At 41.5% G+C, this 16687-nt stretch carries 13 protein-coding genes; 12 read left to right on the top strand and 1 reads right to left on the bottom strand.

The features are described from left to right. The first annotated feature begins 72 nt into the window (after positions 1-72). A complete protein-coding gene (locus tag JMX18_RS06220; RefSeq protein ID WP_201585806.1) occupies positions 73-459 on the top strand; it encodes a hypothetical protein in 387 nt (128 codons plus the stop codon). Positions 460-566: 107 nt separating this feature from the next. Continuing rightward, a complete protein-coding gene (locus JMX18_RS06215) occupies positions 567-773 on the top strand; it encodes a hypothetical protein (protein WP_201585804.1) in 207 nt (68 codons plus the stop codon). Positions 774-895: 122 nt separating this feature from the next. On the opposite strand, the gene miaE is transcribed toward JMX18_RS06215, so the two are convergent. Continuing rightward, positions 896-1672, bottom strand: a complete 777-nt coding sequence (gene miaE, locus JMX18_RS06210) for a tRNA-(ms[2]io[6]A)-hydroxylase (protein WP_201585802.1) — start codon at positions 1670-1672, stop codon at positions 896-898. Positions 1673-2045: 373 nt separating this feature from the next. On the opposite strand from miaE, the gene JMX18_RS06205 reads away from it, so the two are divergent. The 10 genes from JMX18_RS06205 (at position 2046) to eno (ending at position 16638) form a co-directional block, all read left to right on the top strand. Further along, the gene (locus JMX18_RS06205) at positions 2046-4244 is read left to right on the top strand and encodes a malate synthase G (protein ID WP_201585800.1); all 2199 of its coding nucleotides are present in this window, start codon (positions 2046-2048) and stop codon (positions 4242-4244) included. A gap of 541 nt (positions 4245-4785) precedes the next feature. After that, on the top strand, positions 4786-5868 hold the full coding sequence (locus tag JMX18_RS06200) for a porin (protein ID WP_201585798.1): 1083 nt from the start codon (positions 4786-4788) through the stop codon (positions 5866-5868). A gap of 165 nt (positions 5869-6033) precedes the next feature. Further along, complete coding sequence (locus tag JMX18_RS06195) at positions 6034-7149, top strand: porin (RefSeq protein WP_201585796.1); 1116 nt, start codon at positions 6034-6036, stop codon at positions 7147-7149. A gap of 227 nt (positions 7150-7376) precedes the next feature. Further along, complete coding sequence (locus JMX18_RS06190) at positions 7377-8573, top strand: porin (RefSeq protein ID WP_201585794.1); 1197 nt, start codon at positions 7377-7379, stop codon at positions 8571-8573. 210 nt (positions 8574-8783) lie between these two features. Then, entirely contained in the window at positions 8784-10418 is a 1635-nt protein-coding gene (locus JMX18_RS06185) for a CTP synthase (protein ID WP_201585793.1), read from the top strand. 349 nt (positions 10419-10767) lie between these two features. After that, positions 10768-11643, top strand: a complete 876-nt coding sequence (kdsA, locus tag JMX18_RS06180) for a 3-deoxy-8-phosphooctulonate synthase (RefSeq protein WP_201585791.1) — start codon at positions 10768-10770, stop codon at positions 11641-11643. Between the two features lie 41 nt (positions 11644-11684). Beyond that, the gene (locus JMX18_RS06175; RefSeq protein ID WP_201585789.1) at positions 11685-11936 is read left to right on the top strand and encodes a heavy-metal-associated domain-containing protein; all 252 of its coding nucleotides are present in this window, start codon (positions 11685-11687) and stop codon (positions 11934-11936) included. A 225-nt stretch (positions 11937-12161) separates the two neighbouring features. Continuing rightward, positions 12162-12386 carry a heavy-metal-associated domain-containing protein gene (locus JMX18_RS06170; RefSeq protein ID WP_201585787.1) on the top strand — a complete coding sequence of 75 codons (225 nt, stop codon included), beginning with the start codon at positions 12162-12164 and terminating at the stop codon, positions 12384-12386. 272 nt (positions 12387-12658) lie between these two features. Beyond that, a complete protein-coding gene (locus JMX18_RS06165) occupies positions 12659-14974 on the top strand; it encodes a heavy metal translocating P-type ATPase (protein ID WP_201585785.1) in 2316 nt (771 codons plus the stop codon). A gap of 347 nt (positions 14975-15321) precedes the next feature. Further along, positions 15322-16638: a phosphopyruvate hydratase gene (eno, locus tag JMX18_RS06160; RefSeq protein WP_201585783.1), complete on the top strand. Its 1317-nt coding sequence runs from the start codon at positions 15322-15324 to the stop codon at positions 16636-16638. Positions 16639-16687: the final 49 nt, after the last annotated feature.

Genomic DNA, 16687 nt, shown 5'->3' with positions numbered 1-16687 from the left:
TCTCATCTAAGAGCGCCACTAACTATCCAGCGCCAATCGTTCTAATAACCTTTTATATATATGGAGAAAGATATGGAAACCAAGGATCCTGCTCTAACGAAAACCCCAATCACTGACACTACTGAAACAGCAGCTCGGGCAGAGACAGCAAATGTAAAAGTAGCTGATAATCGTGCAAATCATGAAGATATTGAAGATAACACTACAATTAACAAGGGAACGGATACTTTTGAAGAAGATATTGTAGAAACCCAGCATGTTAACGACGACGATAACCCAGCACGTCAACCCGATCGCCGTGACCAACAAGGTAGCTCGCCTTTTGATGGTAATATCAACGAGGATACAATGGGGAGTGAGGGTGAAAAAAGCGAAGAAATTACGGATATGAATCGTTATGCCAGTGTGGATAATGCACAGTCACGTATATTGAACCCTGATGAAAAAGATCCAGATTAATACACAGTCTGAGAACATAGCGTAGACTTTTATGGACTTTATCCCATCATAAATTTTATGACCATAAACGTATAACTATAAACCTATAATTATAAAAAGGAATAGCCATGAGTACATCAAAGGATATCAATCCAGATAAAAATAAGGATTATGAGTTAAAAGATGCGGGTGATAACGAAGGTATCGTTCCTGATGATGCGCTACAAAAGGTAAATCCAGCTGCTGCTGAGAAAGCGACTGCTGATCATGATATCCATAATGTAGCAAAAAATGTTAAGCAGTATGATACTGACCTGACTGAGAATAAAAAGTAAAAAACCAAAGCAGCATCTATTAACGATAGGTTTATAATACATAACAGTAGCTAGAAATGATAAAGCAATGGCAAATGGCCATTGCTTTTTTTATGGCTTTTAAACCATTAGTTGGAAAAAAATTAAGCCGCAGGCTCGCCACTATGAAAGCGCAGCTCAGGGTCAGGACGGGTTATAAGCTCACTCTCTACTTGTTTAAAAAAAGCCACCCGCTCATCAATATTATCTGTAGATAAAGACTGTGCTAATGCTAGGTAATCCTCAAAATGACGGCTTTCAGACTTAAGTAAATAACGATAATATTTAGCCAAACGCTCGTCATCCATAGCTGTCGCCAGCGCCGCAAAACGCTCACAGGAGCGCGCTTCAATAAAGGCGCCAATGATCAATACATCAACCATGGCTGCCGGCTCGTAAGTGCGTTTATGTTTAAGCATACCCTTAGCATAACGGCCTGCACTTAGATATTCCCATTGCTGCCCGCGCTCATGCATGATGCCTAAAACCTGCTCGTAGTGGAGCATCTCTTCACGGATCAATTGTGCTAATTTACGCTGAAGCTCATAAGAGAACTCATAACGAAATAGGAGGTTCATAGCGGTTCCAGCCGCTTTTTTCTCACAATTAGCATGATCTTGGATGATGAGGGGCAGATTATCAATGGCCGCCTTGACCCAAGCTTGCGAAGTTCTGCCACCTAAAAAATCATAGACAGCTGACAAATCCACCTTTATAGGCGTCTTTAGCTGATTAATATCGGTGCTGTCATTATTACTGTCATCGCTTAGGTCATCAGTGCTATTTCCTACGCTTAAGCTATAGTTATTATAATCATCAGAGTTGATATTTGAGCGGTTATTACTTTTGTTACTAATAGAAGGGTTTTCGTTGGTATTCATAGTTTAATCAAGCTGTATCAAGAGGTGGTTATCTATAAACGGTTATTTCATTTATAGATTATAACAGTAAATATACCTACTAACTGAGCGCTATTAAATAATGGCAAACTGGCTGGCAAACCGCTAAAACCTCTCTGAAATGATTGCTTACAGTTTAAGTTTACTCTTAAGTCTACTTGTATAACCAATATTAAAAAGCTACCTAAGGCAGTCAGGCTATAGAACATCATTTGTATATAATGCCAATATTTATATACTAAATACCTTATCCTTGTTTATTTCGTTATTTGATAGTAGGATAATATTTTGCTTTTAGGGCAATTTATCTTACTATCAAATAACCCTCCCACCCATAACATATAAGGACAACAATATGAGTCAGGCTTCTCATGCTAATCGTATCCAAAAAGGAATTCTTGCAATAGACCAACAATTATATGACTTCATCGAAAATGAAGTACTGCCTAGAGTTGATATTGATTCGGACAGTTATTGGTCAGGTTTTGAAAAGGTAGTCCAGACATTTACGCCGCGTAACAAAGAGCTGTTAGCGACTCGTGATGATATTCAAGCAAAAATAGATCAGTGGCATTTGGACAACCCTGCCAAAAATGGTGAGATAGATTTTCCAGCTTATAAAAAGTTTTTACAAGATATTGATTATTTATTGCCAGAAGGCGAAGATTTTACCGTAACAACTGAAAATGTTGATGACGAAATTGCTCATATCGCAGGGCCACAGTTGGTGGTGCCCGTACGTAACGCTCGTTATGCGCTAAACGCTACCAACGCACGTTGGGGCAGCTTATACGATGCTCTATACGGTACCGATGTCATCAGTGAGGAAAACGGTCAAGAAAACAAAGGCGGTTATAATCCTACTCGCGGTGCGGCGGTAGTCGCTTATGCCAAGCAGTTCTTGGATGATAACTTTGCTTTAGAATCAGGTTCTTATACAGAAGTAACCGGCTTCAAGGTAGCGGATGGTAAGCTAGTAATCGCTCAAGGAGATAACAGTACCCAACTACAAGACCCTAGCAAGTTTGTTGGTTATGTTGGTGATGCCGATAGCCCAACCGGTATTTTATTAAAAAATAATAAACTACATGCCGAGATTCAAATCGATAGCAGTAATCCGATCGGTAAAGACGATCCTGCTGGTATCAAAGATGTACTGCTCGAGTCGGCGGTGACGGCTATTCAAGATTCTGAGGACTCTATCGCTGCGGTTGATGCAGAAGAAAAGGTAGAAGTCTATCGCAACTGGTTTGGCCTGATGAATGGTGATTTGGAAGAGACTTTTGAGAAAGGCGGTAAGACCCGTACTCGTAAGCTAAATCCAGATCGTGAATACACTACGCCAGATGGCGGCAAATTAGTGCTTCCAGGTCGCTCACTATTACTTATCCGTAACGTCGGACACTTGATGCAGAACCCTGCTATTTTGGTCGATTTAGGAGAAGGTCAAGAAGAGATCTTTGAAGGTATTATGGATGCGCTAATCACGCCACTATTATCTATTAATGATATCAAAGGTAAAAACGAGCTGTCGAACTCGCGCAAAGGCTCTATGTATATCGTTAAGCCTAAAATGCATAGCCCAGATGAAGTTAAAATGGCCAATGACTTATTTGATGCTTCAGAAGATTTATTAGGTCTGCCACGTAATAGCCTAAAGATAGGTGTGATGGATGAAGAGCGTCGTATGACGGTCAACCTTAAAGAAGCCATCCGCCAAGCAAAAGAACGCGTTATCTTTATTAATACCGGCTTCTTAGATCGTACAGGCGATGAGATGCATACCAGTATGAATGCGGGTCCTTTCGTACGTAAAGGCGATATGAAGTCGCAAACTTGGCAGCCTGCGTATGAGCAGTGGAACGTCGATATCGGTCTTGAAACTGGCCTACAAGGACGTGCTCAGATTGGTAAAGGCATGTGGGCCAAGCCTGATGAGATGAAAGAGATGATGGATACCAAAGCGGCGCATCCACAAGCTGGAGCTAGTACCGCATGGGTTCCTTCGCCTACTGGTGCCACTTTGCATAGCATGCATTACCACCAAGTCAATGTCTCTGATGTGCAGGATAGCCTCAAGTCACGTACTCGTCCTAGTGTCGACGATATCTTGACCATACCGCTAGCCAAGGATACCAACTGGACTGACGAAGAAAAGCAGAACGAGCTTGAAAACAACGCTCAAGGTATCCTAGGTTACGTCGTACGCTGGGTCAACCAAGGAGTAGGCTGTTCTAAAGTTCCTGATATCAATGATGTCGGCTTGATGGAAGACCGTGCCACCCTACGTATCTCTAGTCAGCATATTGCTAACTGGCTACATCACAACGTCGTCAGCGAAGAGCAGGTGATGGAGGCGATGAAGCGTATGGCAAAAGTTGTTGATGAGCAAAACGCCAATGATCCTGCTTATCAGCCTATGGCGACCGACTTTGATAACTCTTATGCCTTTAAAGCCGCTTGTGATTTAGTATTCAAAGGTCGTGAGCAGCCAAGTGGCTATACTGAGCCGTTATTGCATCAAGCACGTCGTGATCTAAAGTCTAGTGCATAACTTAGTAATTAGGACTTAGTAATTAGGCTTTTATGACCCGATAGATTATCAGTTCTATTTGATAACTATCTTCTCTTTGAGCTATTTTTGATAAGACCTTCATCTGTTTTGGCAGGTGAAGGTTTTTCTATGGAAAATATATATTGTTGATAACTACTAATAAACGCTTTGATATCAGCTAATAACAGAAGTTTTAGCAATCTTTTATAAAAAACTATTAACAAAAGTTAAAAAAGATGTTGCAAATTATGTCAGAGTTGTTATGCTTATAGCTGAAGTATGAGTTTGGTAACGGATGTTACACACTAGAGTGTTAAAGACCCAAGTTTACATAGTAGTTACATTGAGACGTGCTTTCATAGTTACAACCGTGTAATTTTTGGTTTTTTCTTCTTACAGTAATAGCACTTCGCCACGCTTGTTTCTGACTGATTTCGGTAGCCAGTTACACATTATATCTTTGAGGATTTGTGACGATACCATTTTGAGCACTCGCTAATAATAGCTCGCTCATTACTAAAATTGTAAAGTGGAGATACCCATGAAAAAACTACTTTTAGCTACAGCAATCGCTGCTCTATCTGTATCTGCAGCGCAAGCGGCACCGACTGTCTATGGTAAAGCATTCGTTACTGCTGATTATGTCGATAAAGAAGCTTACGTCTTTGATGGAACTAATGTTGTAAAAGAAGACAATAGCACCGTAGAGATTAACTCAAATGCTTCACGTATCGGCTTAAAAGGTTCTGAGGCCATGACTGCTAATACTGATGTGATTTATCAGTTAGAATATGGTATTCGTGTTGATGGTGATGATAGAACTTTTAAAAGCCGTGATACCTATCTAGGTCTTGCTAATAAAGACTTTGGTCAGTTCCGTGCTGGTCGTAACTTCGCTGTTATTGACTATATCAATAACGTCGCAATCAACGAAGGTTACTGGGATAATTTAGGCGCTAACACTCTTAGTGAGAATGACATCGTTTCAAGCCGTAACTTAACGGATGGCACTCGTATTGATAACTCAATCGTTTGGATTGCACCAAAATATAACGACCTACCATTACAGCTTGCGCTTATGTATGGTGCTGATGAAAGCTTTGAAAATAGTGACAATGGTTTTGGTGCTTCATTAATGTTTGACCAAGGTACCGGTTTTACTGCGGGTATCGGTTATGATAAAGACATGAGTATCGGAACGGGCGGTGATATCATCCGTGGTACTGCTAGTGTTGATCTAGGTAATTACGTTGCTTATCCAGTAACTTTGGGTGTGCTATATCAGGAAGCTGATTATGATCACGAAGCTGGCTACCTTTACGACTCTAAAAAAGAGAAAGGTTTAGTGGTTAGTGCTGAGATGGGTCTAACTAATTTTGCTCGCCCAGCTTCTGTTTACTTACAGTACAACAAAACTGATAACCTAAGTGGCTTCAGTGGTGCTGATTCAGACCAAATCGTCTTGGGTGGTAAGTACAAGTATAAAGACAACATGATTGCTCATGCTTATATCGGTCAAAACTCAGCCGATAGTGTTGCTCGTTATCTTGACAGCAGTGGCGTTTATCGTAGTTATGATGCCGACTTGTTTGCTGTTGGTGGCGGTCTAGAATACATATTCTAATCCAAAGCTAATACAGCTCTAAAAAAGACTCATCCTTCGGGATGAGTTTTTTATTATGTTGATTTTGACTAGTCTTATAGCTTTTATCGTAGCTTATAACGATAAGGTATTAATTTGCAGATTATTAGAACTGCTTATCTTTAAAAATATAAAGTGGAGACCTTGATGAGAAAACGACTTTTAGCCTCAATAATAGCAGGCCTCTTTGTAACAACAGCTCAGGCTGCCCCAGAGATCTATGGTAAAGCCTTTATGACCATGGATTATATCAATAGTGAAGCAGACTATGATCAGCGTATCAATGCTACTAAAGATTTTGATGAAGACTCATTTCAGATCAATTCAAACTTCTCTAGGATAGGCTTGAGAGGCTCTGAGGCTATGACGACCAATACTGATGTCGTTTATCGATTAGAGTATGGCATTGAGATTGATGGCGAGGATAGAACCTTTCAAAGTCGTGATACTTATTTAGGATTAAACAATCAAGACTATGGCGAGTTTCGCTTTGGTCGCAACTCCTCGGTCTTCAGCTATGTGTACGAACCTATGGTTACTAGAGCTTACTGGGATAATTTAGGTAAACGTACCCTCAATGATAGTGGAGGTGCTGCTGCTCTAAATATGCTTGATTATACACGCTCAGACAATTCGGCATTATGGATTGCTCCTGAGTACAACGACTTACAGTTGGTCGTTCAATATGTCGCTGGCGAGAGTTTCGATAATAATGAAGACGGTTATGGAGCATCAATAAAGCTTGCTAAAGCAGCCTATACTGCCGGCCTTGCTTACAGTAAAGATATCGAGGCTAGTGGTAGTATCAACACTTTAGATTTTGTCACTGACGATAATGTTGAGGGTAGAGTCAGTTATGGCGGTGATGCTATTCGCGGTACTTTAACTGTCGATTTGGATAAATATATCGACCTAGGCACGCCTATAACTTTAGGCGCTGTCTATCAGCAAGCTGATTATGACTTTAGAGGTTCTAAGAAAGAAAAAGGTCTAATAGTCAGCGGTAAGATGGCACTGAATAACTTTGCTAAACCCACCACGGTCTATTTACAGTACAATAAGACAGACAATCTAAATGGTATCAGTAATAATGATTCGGATCAGATTGTACTGGGTGGTGAATACCAGTTTAAAGACAACATTATTGCTCATGCTTATATCGGCCAGAACTCAGCCGACTATACCAGTCCTATGGATCCTACGAGATCAGTAGCAGATATCGATGTCTTCGCTGTTGGTGGCGGTTTAGAGTATCTTTTTTAGCACTAGATTTTGTACTTATTGCATTTCAAATCAACTATGCAAGTAAGGGTATTGCAAACTATTTTAAAAGTGATAGGCTGGAAGGTAAATTACGAATTCGATGATAAATGTCGTCTAAGATAATTTCCGACACTAGTGACTATATATACCTTAATAAATATACCTTAATAATTTTTAGTTGCTAAGTTTCACAGCCTATCGCTGAAGTCCTAAATAGAGATCTCTCCATGAAAAAACTACTCTTAGCCACCGCTATTGCTGCGCTATCCCTATCTACTGCTCAAGCAGCTCCAAAATTTTATGGTAAAATATTTCTTACTGCTGATTATATTAATGCCCAAGCAGATATAAATACCCGTCTTGGTCCCAATGAAACCACCGAAGCTTTAGATAACTATGACGAGAATACCATAGAGCTTAATTCGCATGGATCTCGTATAGGTCTTAGAGGTTCTGAGGCTATGACTGAAAATACTGATGTCATTTATAAACTAGAATATGGTACTAGTGTTGATGGTGATGACAAAACCTTTAAAAGTCGAGATACTTATTTAGGGCTAGATAATAAGACGTTTGGTCAAATCCGTGTGGGCCGTAACTCATCCGTACTTGGTGAAGTGGATAAATCTATCGTTACCGAAGGTTATCTCGATAATCTAGGAGACAGTAAGCTAAAAAGTGAAGATGAGCTTAGAGCACTAAATATGCTTGATGATTCGCGGCAAAGTAATTCTATAGTATGGATTTCACCTAAATACCAAGATATACCCTTAGAGTTGAGGCTACAGTACGCTGCTGATGAAAGCTTTGGATCTGATGATGATAGTGATCAAGATGGTTTTGCTACTGCGCTATTATATGAGCCGGAGGCTGGCTATACTCTAGGTCTGGCTTATAGTAAAGATATGGATATTAATGATAAGATCAGAATCTTAGATCTAGCCAACCCCAATAAACCCCGTAGAAAAAATGTGGGCTATGGCGGCGACGTTATTCGTGGAGAGATAACAGCGGATGTTGATAAGTATTTTGCCTTGCCAGCGCCGGTAACTTTGGGACTGATGTATCAACAAGCTGACTATGACTTTAAAGGGTCTAAAAAAGAGAAAGGCTTAGTGGTTAGCGGAAAGATGAATTTAGAGAATTTTGCCAAACCAGCTTCTGTTTATCTTCAGTACAATAAGACAGACAACTTAAATGGCTATGATGATTCTAATTCTGATCAAATAGTACTTGGCGGTACTTATGATTTTAAAAAGAATATCACAGCTCATGCTTATATCGGCAAAAACTCAGCTGATTATGTGGCAGTAGGTAAAATAAAAGGTGTGGACGCTGATAATAATCAATATGAGCGCTATGCCAATATTGAATCTGATATTGAGGTGTTCGCCTTTGGTGGCGGTTTAGAATATAAATTCTAAATTAATCTTCTATATAAATGTTATAATAAACCTTGCTTAGATAAAAGACTTATCCCTTGAGGATGAGTCTTTTTTTATTGATCTAAATCTGCTGATAGATGAGGCCTAAACCTATTGGCTGCAGAAAATTTAAGCCAGTTTAAGTTTTGTCCTATATTTCACAGCGTATTTTTAGTAAAATCCTCTTTTACCAACTACCGATAGAGTACTATGACCAAATTTATATTTGTGACCGGTGGGGTAGTGTCCTCACTAGGAAAAGGTATTACTGCAGCTTCTTTGGCCGCAGTTCTTGAAGCCCGCGGTGTCACCGTGACCATGACCAAGATGGACCCCTATATTAATGTCGATCCGGGTACGATGAGTCCCTTTCAACATGGCGAGGTATTCGTCACCGAAGATGGGGCTGAGACCGATTTGGATTTGGGCTATTATGAGCGCTTTTTGCGTCATTCCAAAATGAGTAAAAGTAATAACTTTACTAGTGGTCGCATTTATCAAAACGTGCTTAATAAAGAGCGCCGCGGCGAGTATCTCGGTGGTACCGTCCAAGTTATTCCCCATATTACTGATGAAATTAAAAGTAAGATTATAGCAAGTGGCGAAGGCTATGATATTGCCATTATCGAGATTGGCGGCACCGTCGGTGATATCGAGTCGCTACCTTTTATGGAAGCTGTGCGCCAAATGCAAGTTGAGCTGGGCCGTAATAGAGCTATCCTCATGCATCTGACACTAGTCCCTTATATTGCCAGCGCTGGCGAGACCAAGACCAAGCCTACTCAGCATTCGGTTAAAGAGCTACGCTCTATTGGTTTGCAGCCTGATATCTTAATTTGCCGCTCTGATCATCATATATCCTCTGATAACCGTCGTAAGATTGCTTTATTTACTAACGTTGAAGAGCGTGCGGTCATCATGTGTGAAGATGCCAAGAGTATTTATCAGATACCGCGCACCTTGCACGAACAAGATCTCGATGACTTGATTTGTGAGCGTTTTGGTCTTGATTTACCAGAAGCAGATTTGAGTGATTGGGACAAGGTAGTCGAAGCCCAGCTCAATCCAGAAAAGACAGTTACCGTGGCAATGGTAGGTAAGTATGTTGAGCTGCCTGATGCTTATAAGTCTATTAACGAAGCATTATTACATGCCGGTATCACCCATAAAGCTGCGGTCAAAATTGATTATATTGATGCCGAGCATTTAGAAAGTGACGATGCACTATTTGCTCAGCTAAGTCAGGCGGACGCTGTTTTAGTCCCTGGCGGCTTCGGTGAGCGTGGTACTACCGGTAAGATTAAGGCCATCACTTATGCTCGCGAAAACAAAGTTCCTTATTTAGGTATCTGCTTAGGTATGCAGCTGGCTGTAATTGAGTATGCCCGCAATGTACTAGGTATCGACGCCAACTCTTCTGAATTTGATCGTAAGAGCGCAGAGCCTATTATTGGTCTAATTACTGAGTGGCTAGATGAGCGCGGTGAGCTACAGATTCGGACGGATAATTCAGATCTCGGCGGTACAATGCGTTTAGGTGCTCAGCAAGCTGAATTAGTCGCTGGTAGCAAGCTGGCGCAAATCTATGGCGCTACTATGATTACCGAACGTCATCGTCATCGCTATGAGATGAATAACCGCTATATCGAGCCTTTAGAACAAGCGGGCATGACCATCTCTGGCTATTCTGCCAAGCAGCATTTGGTTGAGTCGGTTGAGATAGCTGATCATCCTTGGTTTATCGCGGTGCAGTTCCATCCTGAGTTTACCAGCTCGCCTCGTGGTGGCCACCCCTTGTTTAATAGCTTTGTCAAAGCGGCAAAGAATTATAATGAAGCTAAATAAGTGCTTTAAACTAAATGATATTAATGAGTGTTATATCTAACTGATTCTCAACTTATAATGAACTATCGTAGGCTGGAGTTTTTAGCTTTGAGACTTTATAGAAGCAAAATGCTGGGCTGAAAACTTAGCCTACGTCAATAGTTTTAGAAGAGTTAAGAGTAGGATATATCTCTAATTTAGATAAAAGACTAATCTTCGGATTGATCTTTTTTTATGCTAAGCGTTTATATCTGTAATTTTGATTTTGTAGCGCTTTTATTGAGTAGCTTTCTTTTATCCCACTATCGTTTACAATAGACGACATGTCATTAATAATAATAATCAGCTAATAATCTCTAGGTAGGTCGTCATGGAAAAACTATTAACCGCTCAATCTCATATTAAGCTCAAAGATAGCCAAGGTAATACGATTAATATCGGTAACGACCAACCGTTTGTGTTGTTCGGCGGTATGAACGTGCTGGAATCAAAAGAACTAGCGTTTGAGATTGCTGAACAATATATCGATATCTGCCAGCGTTTGGGTATCGGTTATGTGTTCAAGGCCAGCTTTGATAAGGCCAATCGCTCAAGTCTACACTCTTTTCGTGGACCTGGACTTGAGAAAGGCGTAGATTGGTTGGGTCAAATCAAAGAAAAGTTCCAAGTGCCGATTATTACTGATGTGCATGAGCCTTATCAGGCGCAGCCAGTCGCAGAGGTGGCTGATATTATTCAACTGCCTGCTTTTTTGTCACGTCAAACCGATTTAGTAGAAGCGATGGCAAAGACCGGCGCCATTATTAATATCAAAAAAGCACAGTTTTTAGCGCCGCATGAGATGCGCCATATTCTTAATAAATGCTTAGAAGCAGGTAATGATAAGCTGATTCTTTGCGAGCGTGGTAGTGCCTTTGGTTATAATAACTTAGTCGTTGATATGCTGGGTTTTGATACTATGAAGCAGATGGAGGTGCCGGTATTCTTTGATGTGACTCACAGCTTGCAGCAGCCGGGCGCACGCAGTGATAGTGCTGGTGGTCGCCGTGAGCAAATTACCACCCTTGCTCGTGCGGGCATGGCGACGGGCTTGGCAGGACTGTTTTTAGAGGCTCATCCCAATCCAGAAGTAGCAAAGTGTGATGGTCCCTGTGCTTTACGTATGAGCCAGTTAGAGCCGTTTTTGCAGCAGTTGAAGCAGATTGATGACTTGGTTAAAGGCTTTAAAGTGCTAGATACCCAGTAATACATAAAATAATTATATAAAAATTTATAGGGAATACAGTTATGGCAATTCAGACAGCAAAGGTAAGTATAGAAAATATCGATGATGCCGAAGGGGTGGAGAGTGTAATGACTGCGCTCAAGAATATCAAAGGCGTTACTGCAATCGAGCTTGAGCCTGCTAGTAACACCGCCCTGATACGTTATGACAATACTGATACCAGTATTCATGCGTTTACTGCGGCGATCAGTATGGTTGATTACGTCACCCAGCCCTTTCCTATTGATGCACCGCAAAACCCACGTAATGATTAAAAAGAAAGGGCAGGTTGTCATCAGATTAATTCGTACTGAAGAGTAAGTCGTTACTGAAGGGTTTATAAAACGCTTACTAAATGAACTTGATGTTAATATTGAAATCGCTTACCGTAGTGTATAGATAACTGATGTTGGTTATCGCTGACTATTATATGATAACCTTTTTTCAATGCATAAATATTCGATAAATAAAATTTAATAAATAACAATAAGGAGCCTAACATGGCAAACCAAACTCGTATTATTAAAATTGATGGCATGACCTGTGAAGGGTGTGTCGAGAGCGTTCATAAAGTGACTGCCGATCTTGATGGGATTATGACTATTAGTGTTGAGCTTGCTGAAAATCAAGCTACCGTGACTTTTGACGATAGTAAGACCAGCGCTGAAGAGATTGCGGCGGTTATCGATGATTCTGGCTTTGATGCTACCGTTGCTAACTCATAAGTTTAGACCTATCCAACCTTTTTCACCCATTTTTCAATCATTTAATATTAAACCAGCTATTTCAGCTGGTTTTTTAGTGGGCTACTTTAAGCGCTATAGCAGCCTTGAATTGTTGATGATGATAACCATCTAAACTATATTGTTAATATATTTTTAAGTATAATAATAGCTAAGTTTTATAAATATTTATTTCTTCCACTGCTATGCCTTTAACTTCTATAACCTTATTGTGAATGGGTTATGAAGCTATAAGACTATGACGAGCTTTACCTATGACTGATTCTACTCGCATCGCAAACGATCAATCCTATGACGTTGAGACCGCTATTCAATCGAATACTCAACTACAGCCGGAACGTGCCCATCTACAGCTGGCGATTGAGGGCATGACGTGTCAGGCCTGTGCTTCACGAATCGAGAAAGTGCTCAATAAGAAGTCTGCGATCTATGAGGTAAACGTAAACTTTGCTGGCGAAACGGCTAATGTGGATTATGATCCTACTGAGACTACGCCAGAACAGGTGACTGAATGGGTTAATAAGACTGGTTTTGTCGCCAATTTGCAAGCAGGTGATACCTTATTTTCCCAAGCCGATGAAGATACAGCGACTGAATGGCCATGGCGACTGATTGCTTTATGGGTATGTTTGGTACCGTTTTTATTTGGTATGGCAGGCATGCTGGTGGGTCAAGGTATGGCTTGGATGCCGCCGGTCTGGATACAATTTATTCTAGCGACTATTGTACAGTTTGGTTTGGCACTACCTTTTTATAAGAGCGCTTGGGCTTCCATCAAAGGTGGTCTTGCCAATATGGACGTGCTGGTAGTCATTGGTACCGTAACTATTTGGGCATATTCCACTTATCTGTGGCTTACTCATGGTGATGGTAGTCTCAATAGCTTACTCCAAAGCTCTCATGCAGGTGGTCATGGTCCAGCAGTATATTTTGAAGCTGGGGTGATGGTTATTGCTTTTGTGCGTACGGGAAAATATTTAGAAGATCGTACCAAAAAGCATAGCCTAAACAGTATCGATCTATTATTATCTTTGACTCCTGATGAGGTTGAGCAGCAACAGCCAAACGGTGATTTTCATAACGTGGCGTTACAAGAGGTACAAGTAGATGATATCTTACGGGCTAAGCAAGGTAGCAGAGTGGCCACCGATGGTATCGTCGTTGACGGTAGTGGCTGGTGTGTAGAGAGCCATTTAACCGGTGAGTCCGTACCGCTCAAAAAAGAACCTGGAGATGCGTTGTTAGCGGGCGCTTTGGTTGAAAATGGTAGTTTGTTATATCGAGTCCGTGCCAAGGGCAGTGATACTAAGCTTGGCGATATGGTGCAAGCGCTCAGTGACGCTCAGGGCTCAAAAGCTAATTTGGCTCGGATAGCTGATAGAGTTACAGCTATCTTCGTACCAGTAGTCGTTGCTATCTCAATAATTACCTTTGGGCTGACTTGGTGGCTAACGGGTATGGTAGATACGGCTTTGATGCATGCGGTATCAGTGTTGGTTATTGCTTGTCCATGTGCGCTTGGTTTGGCTACCCCAGCTGCCATTATGGCAGGAATGGGGGTGGCAGCGCGCCATGGGGTTTGGTTCAAAGACGCACAAAGTTTGGAAGCGGCTGGTAATATTGATACGGTAGTGCTCGACAAAACCGGCACTTTGACCATCGGTAAACCTACTATCGTTGATCAAGTAATGGTCGATAGATCTTTAGCAGTAGATGACGTCTTGCAACTTGCCGCAAGCGTTGAAGCGCATGCTAGTCATCCTTTAGCAACGGCTCTTATCAATGCTGCCAAAGAGCGTAATTTACCACTGTTACCGGTTACTGATATCAGTGTGGTGAAAGGAGCAGGCATTCAAGCCAATATTGCAGGGTTAGGTATGGTAAAAGTGGGTACTGCAGAGTATACCAATTTAACCTTACCGAAGCTGATGCCTAAAGTGTGGCAAATTGCCAGTACCGTCGCCATCAGTATTAATGATGAGCCTCTAGGTGCATTTGCTTTGGCTGATGATCTTAAGTCGGATACGCCGCAGGCTATTACGGCCCTTCAAGACGCCGGTATTGATGTTATCTTGATGAGTGGTGATAAGCAATCGGTAGTTGACCATGTAGCAGCACAGCTGGGGATTAAAGCCGCTTACGGTAAAATGAGTCCCCGTGATAAAGCCAGTCAAATTGCCAAACTACAAACAGCAGGTCACAAAGTGGCTATGGCAGGGGACGGTGTCAATGATGCGCCAGCCATGGCTACCGCTGATGCCAGCTTTGCTATGTTTGAAGGTACGGACGTAGCACAGCATAGCGCCTCCGCTCGTTTGATGGGGGAATCGCTTATGCACATTGATGCGGCGCAAAAGATTGCTAACGCCACGCTACGTAATATCAAACAAAACTTATTTTTTGCCTTCCTTTATAATACTCTAGGTATTCCACTTGCCGCCTTTGGCTTTTTAAATCCTATGATTGCTGCGGCAGCTATGGCGCTTAGCTCCATCTCTGTACTGATGAACGCTCTGCGCTTAACTCGCTTCAAAACTGAAGTGGAGCTCGATAATACGGTATCCAAATAATATTTAAACATTTTGCCTCAATATTTTTAAGACATTCTCCAATAGTATCTTGAATAATCATTAGGGTGTATTGAGTACTTCATACGCCCTAGTAGGGGTTGCTAAGATAGGCGATGTTTAAAGCAAATTATGCTATTATGCCAAATACGATAACCAAGTTATTATTAAGCTAATAAAGTGCCAGATTAGTGGTAAATAATCTGCTTTATGTTCGGTTAATGAATAGTAAATAAGCGCTGAGCATTGCATCAAGGCTAATATTTTGGTTATACGAATTACCCTAATTTTATATAATATCCCTTTTTTATCCCACACACTTGGCATGACCAAAGGAATTAACACCGACTATGTACGCTGAAGAAATCAAAAACGCTACCGAGATTAAAGACATTCGCGCTCGTGAAATTTTAGACTCACGTGGTAATCCAACGATTGAAGCTGATGTTATTTTGGCTGATGGCAGAGTGGGCCGTGCCGCTGCCCCTAGTGGCGCCTCAACAGGTTCACGTGAAGCGCTTGAGCTACGTGATGGGGATAAGTCTCGTTACATGGGTAAGGGCGTCAAAAAGGCCGTTGCCAACGTCAATAGTCAGATTCGTAGCGCACTTATCAATACTGATGTCACCGAACAGCAGCGTATTGACGATGCGATGATTGCCCTTGATGGTACTGAGAACAAAGACAAGTTGGGTGCTAATGCTATGCTAGCGGTTTCATTAGCCGCAGCAAAAGCCGCAGCAAAAGCACAAAGCCTGCCACTGCATCAATATATCGCCAACCTGCGTAATCAGACGTCGCTTACTATGCCTGTGCCCATGATGAATATTTTAAATGGTGGCGAGCATGCAGATAATACCGTTGATATTCAAGAGTTTATGATTGAGCCTGTAGGTTTCAGTAGTTTTTCAGAAGCGCTGCGAGCGGGTACGGAGATTTTCCATAGCTTAAAGTCGGTGCTAAAGTCACAAGGTCTGAATACTTCTGTAGGCGATGAAGGTGGATTTGCACCCAACCTACGTAGCAACGAAGAAGCTATTACGGTTATCATGCAAGCTATTGAGCAAGTAGGCTATAAAGCCGGTGAAGATATTCACTTAGCGCTTGACTGTGCCGCTAGCGAGTTCTACAAAGATGGCAGATATGTTTTGGCAGGCGAGGGCAATAAATCTTTTGATAGCCAAGGGTTCTCTGATTATTTAGTAGGACTGACCCGTCAATATCCTATTATCTCTATCGAAGATGGTCTTGATGAAGGCGATTGGGATGGTTGGAAGTATTTAACCGAGCAAATTGGCGATAGAGTACAGTTGGTTGGTGATGATTTGTTTGTAACCAATCCAGCTATCCTGCAAGAAGGTATCGATAAAAATATCGCTAACGCTATCTTGATTAAGTTCAACCAAATCGGCACTTTGTCAGAAACTTTAGATGCTATCTACTTGGCCAAAAATAATGGCTATGCGACGATCATCTCGCATCGCTCTGGCGAAACAGAAGACAGCACCATTGCAGATCTAGCGGTGGGTACTGCTGCTGGTCAGATCAAGACTGGTTCACTTTGCCGCTCGGATCGTGTTGCAAAATACAATCAGCTACTGCGTATAGAACAACAAGTCCGTGCCAGTTACCGCGGTGCAGATGAGTTCATTGGTCTACGTGGCTAAATGCTGAAGCAAAGTGCTAATATTAGTATTAGCGCTTTGCTTTATATAC

The organism is Psychrobacter jeotgali (assembly GCF_904846315.1).
Taxonomy (GTDB): Bacteria; Pseudomonadota; Gammaproteobacteria; order Pseudomonadales; family Moraxellaceae; genus Psychrobacter; species Psychrobacter jeotgali.
Note: the sequence above shows the minus strand (reverse complement) of the source record. Positions and strands in the feature narration are given on the sequence as shown.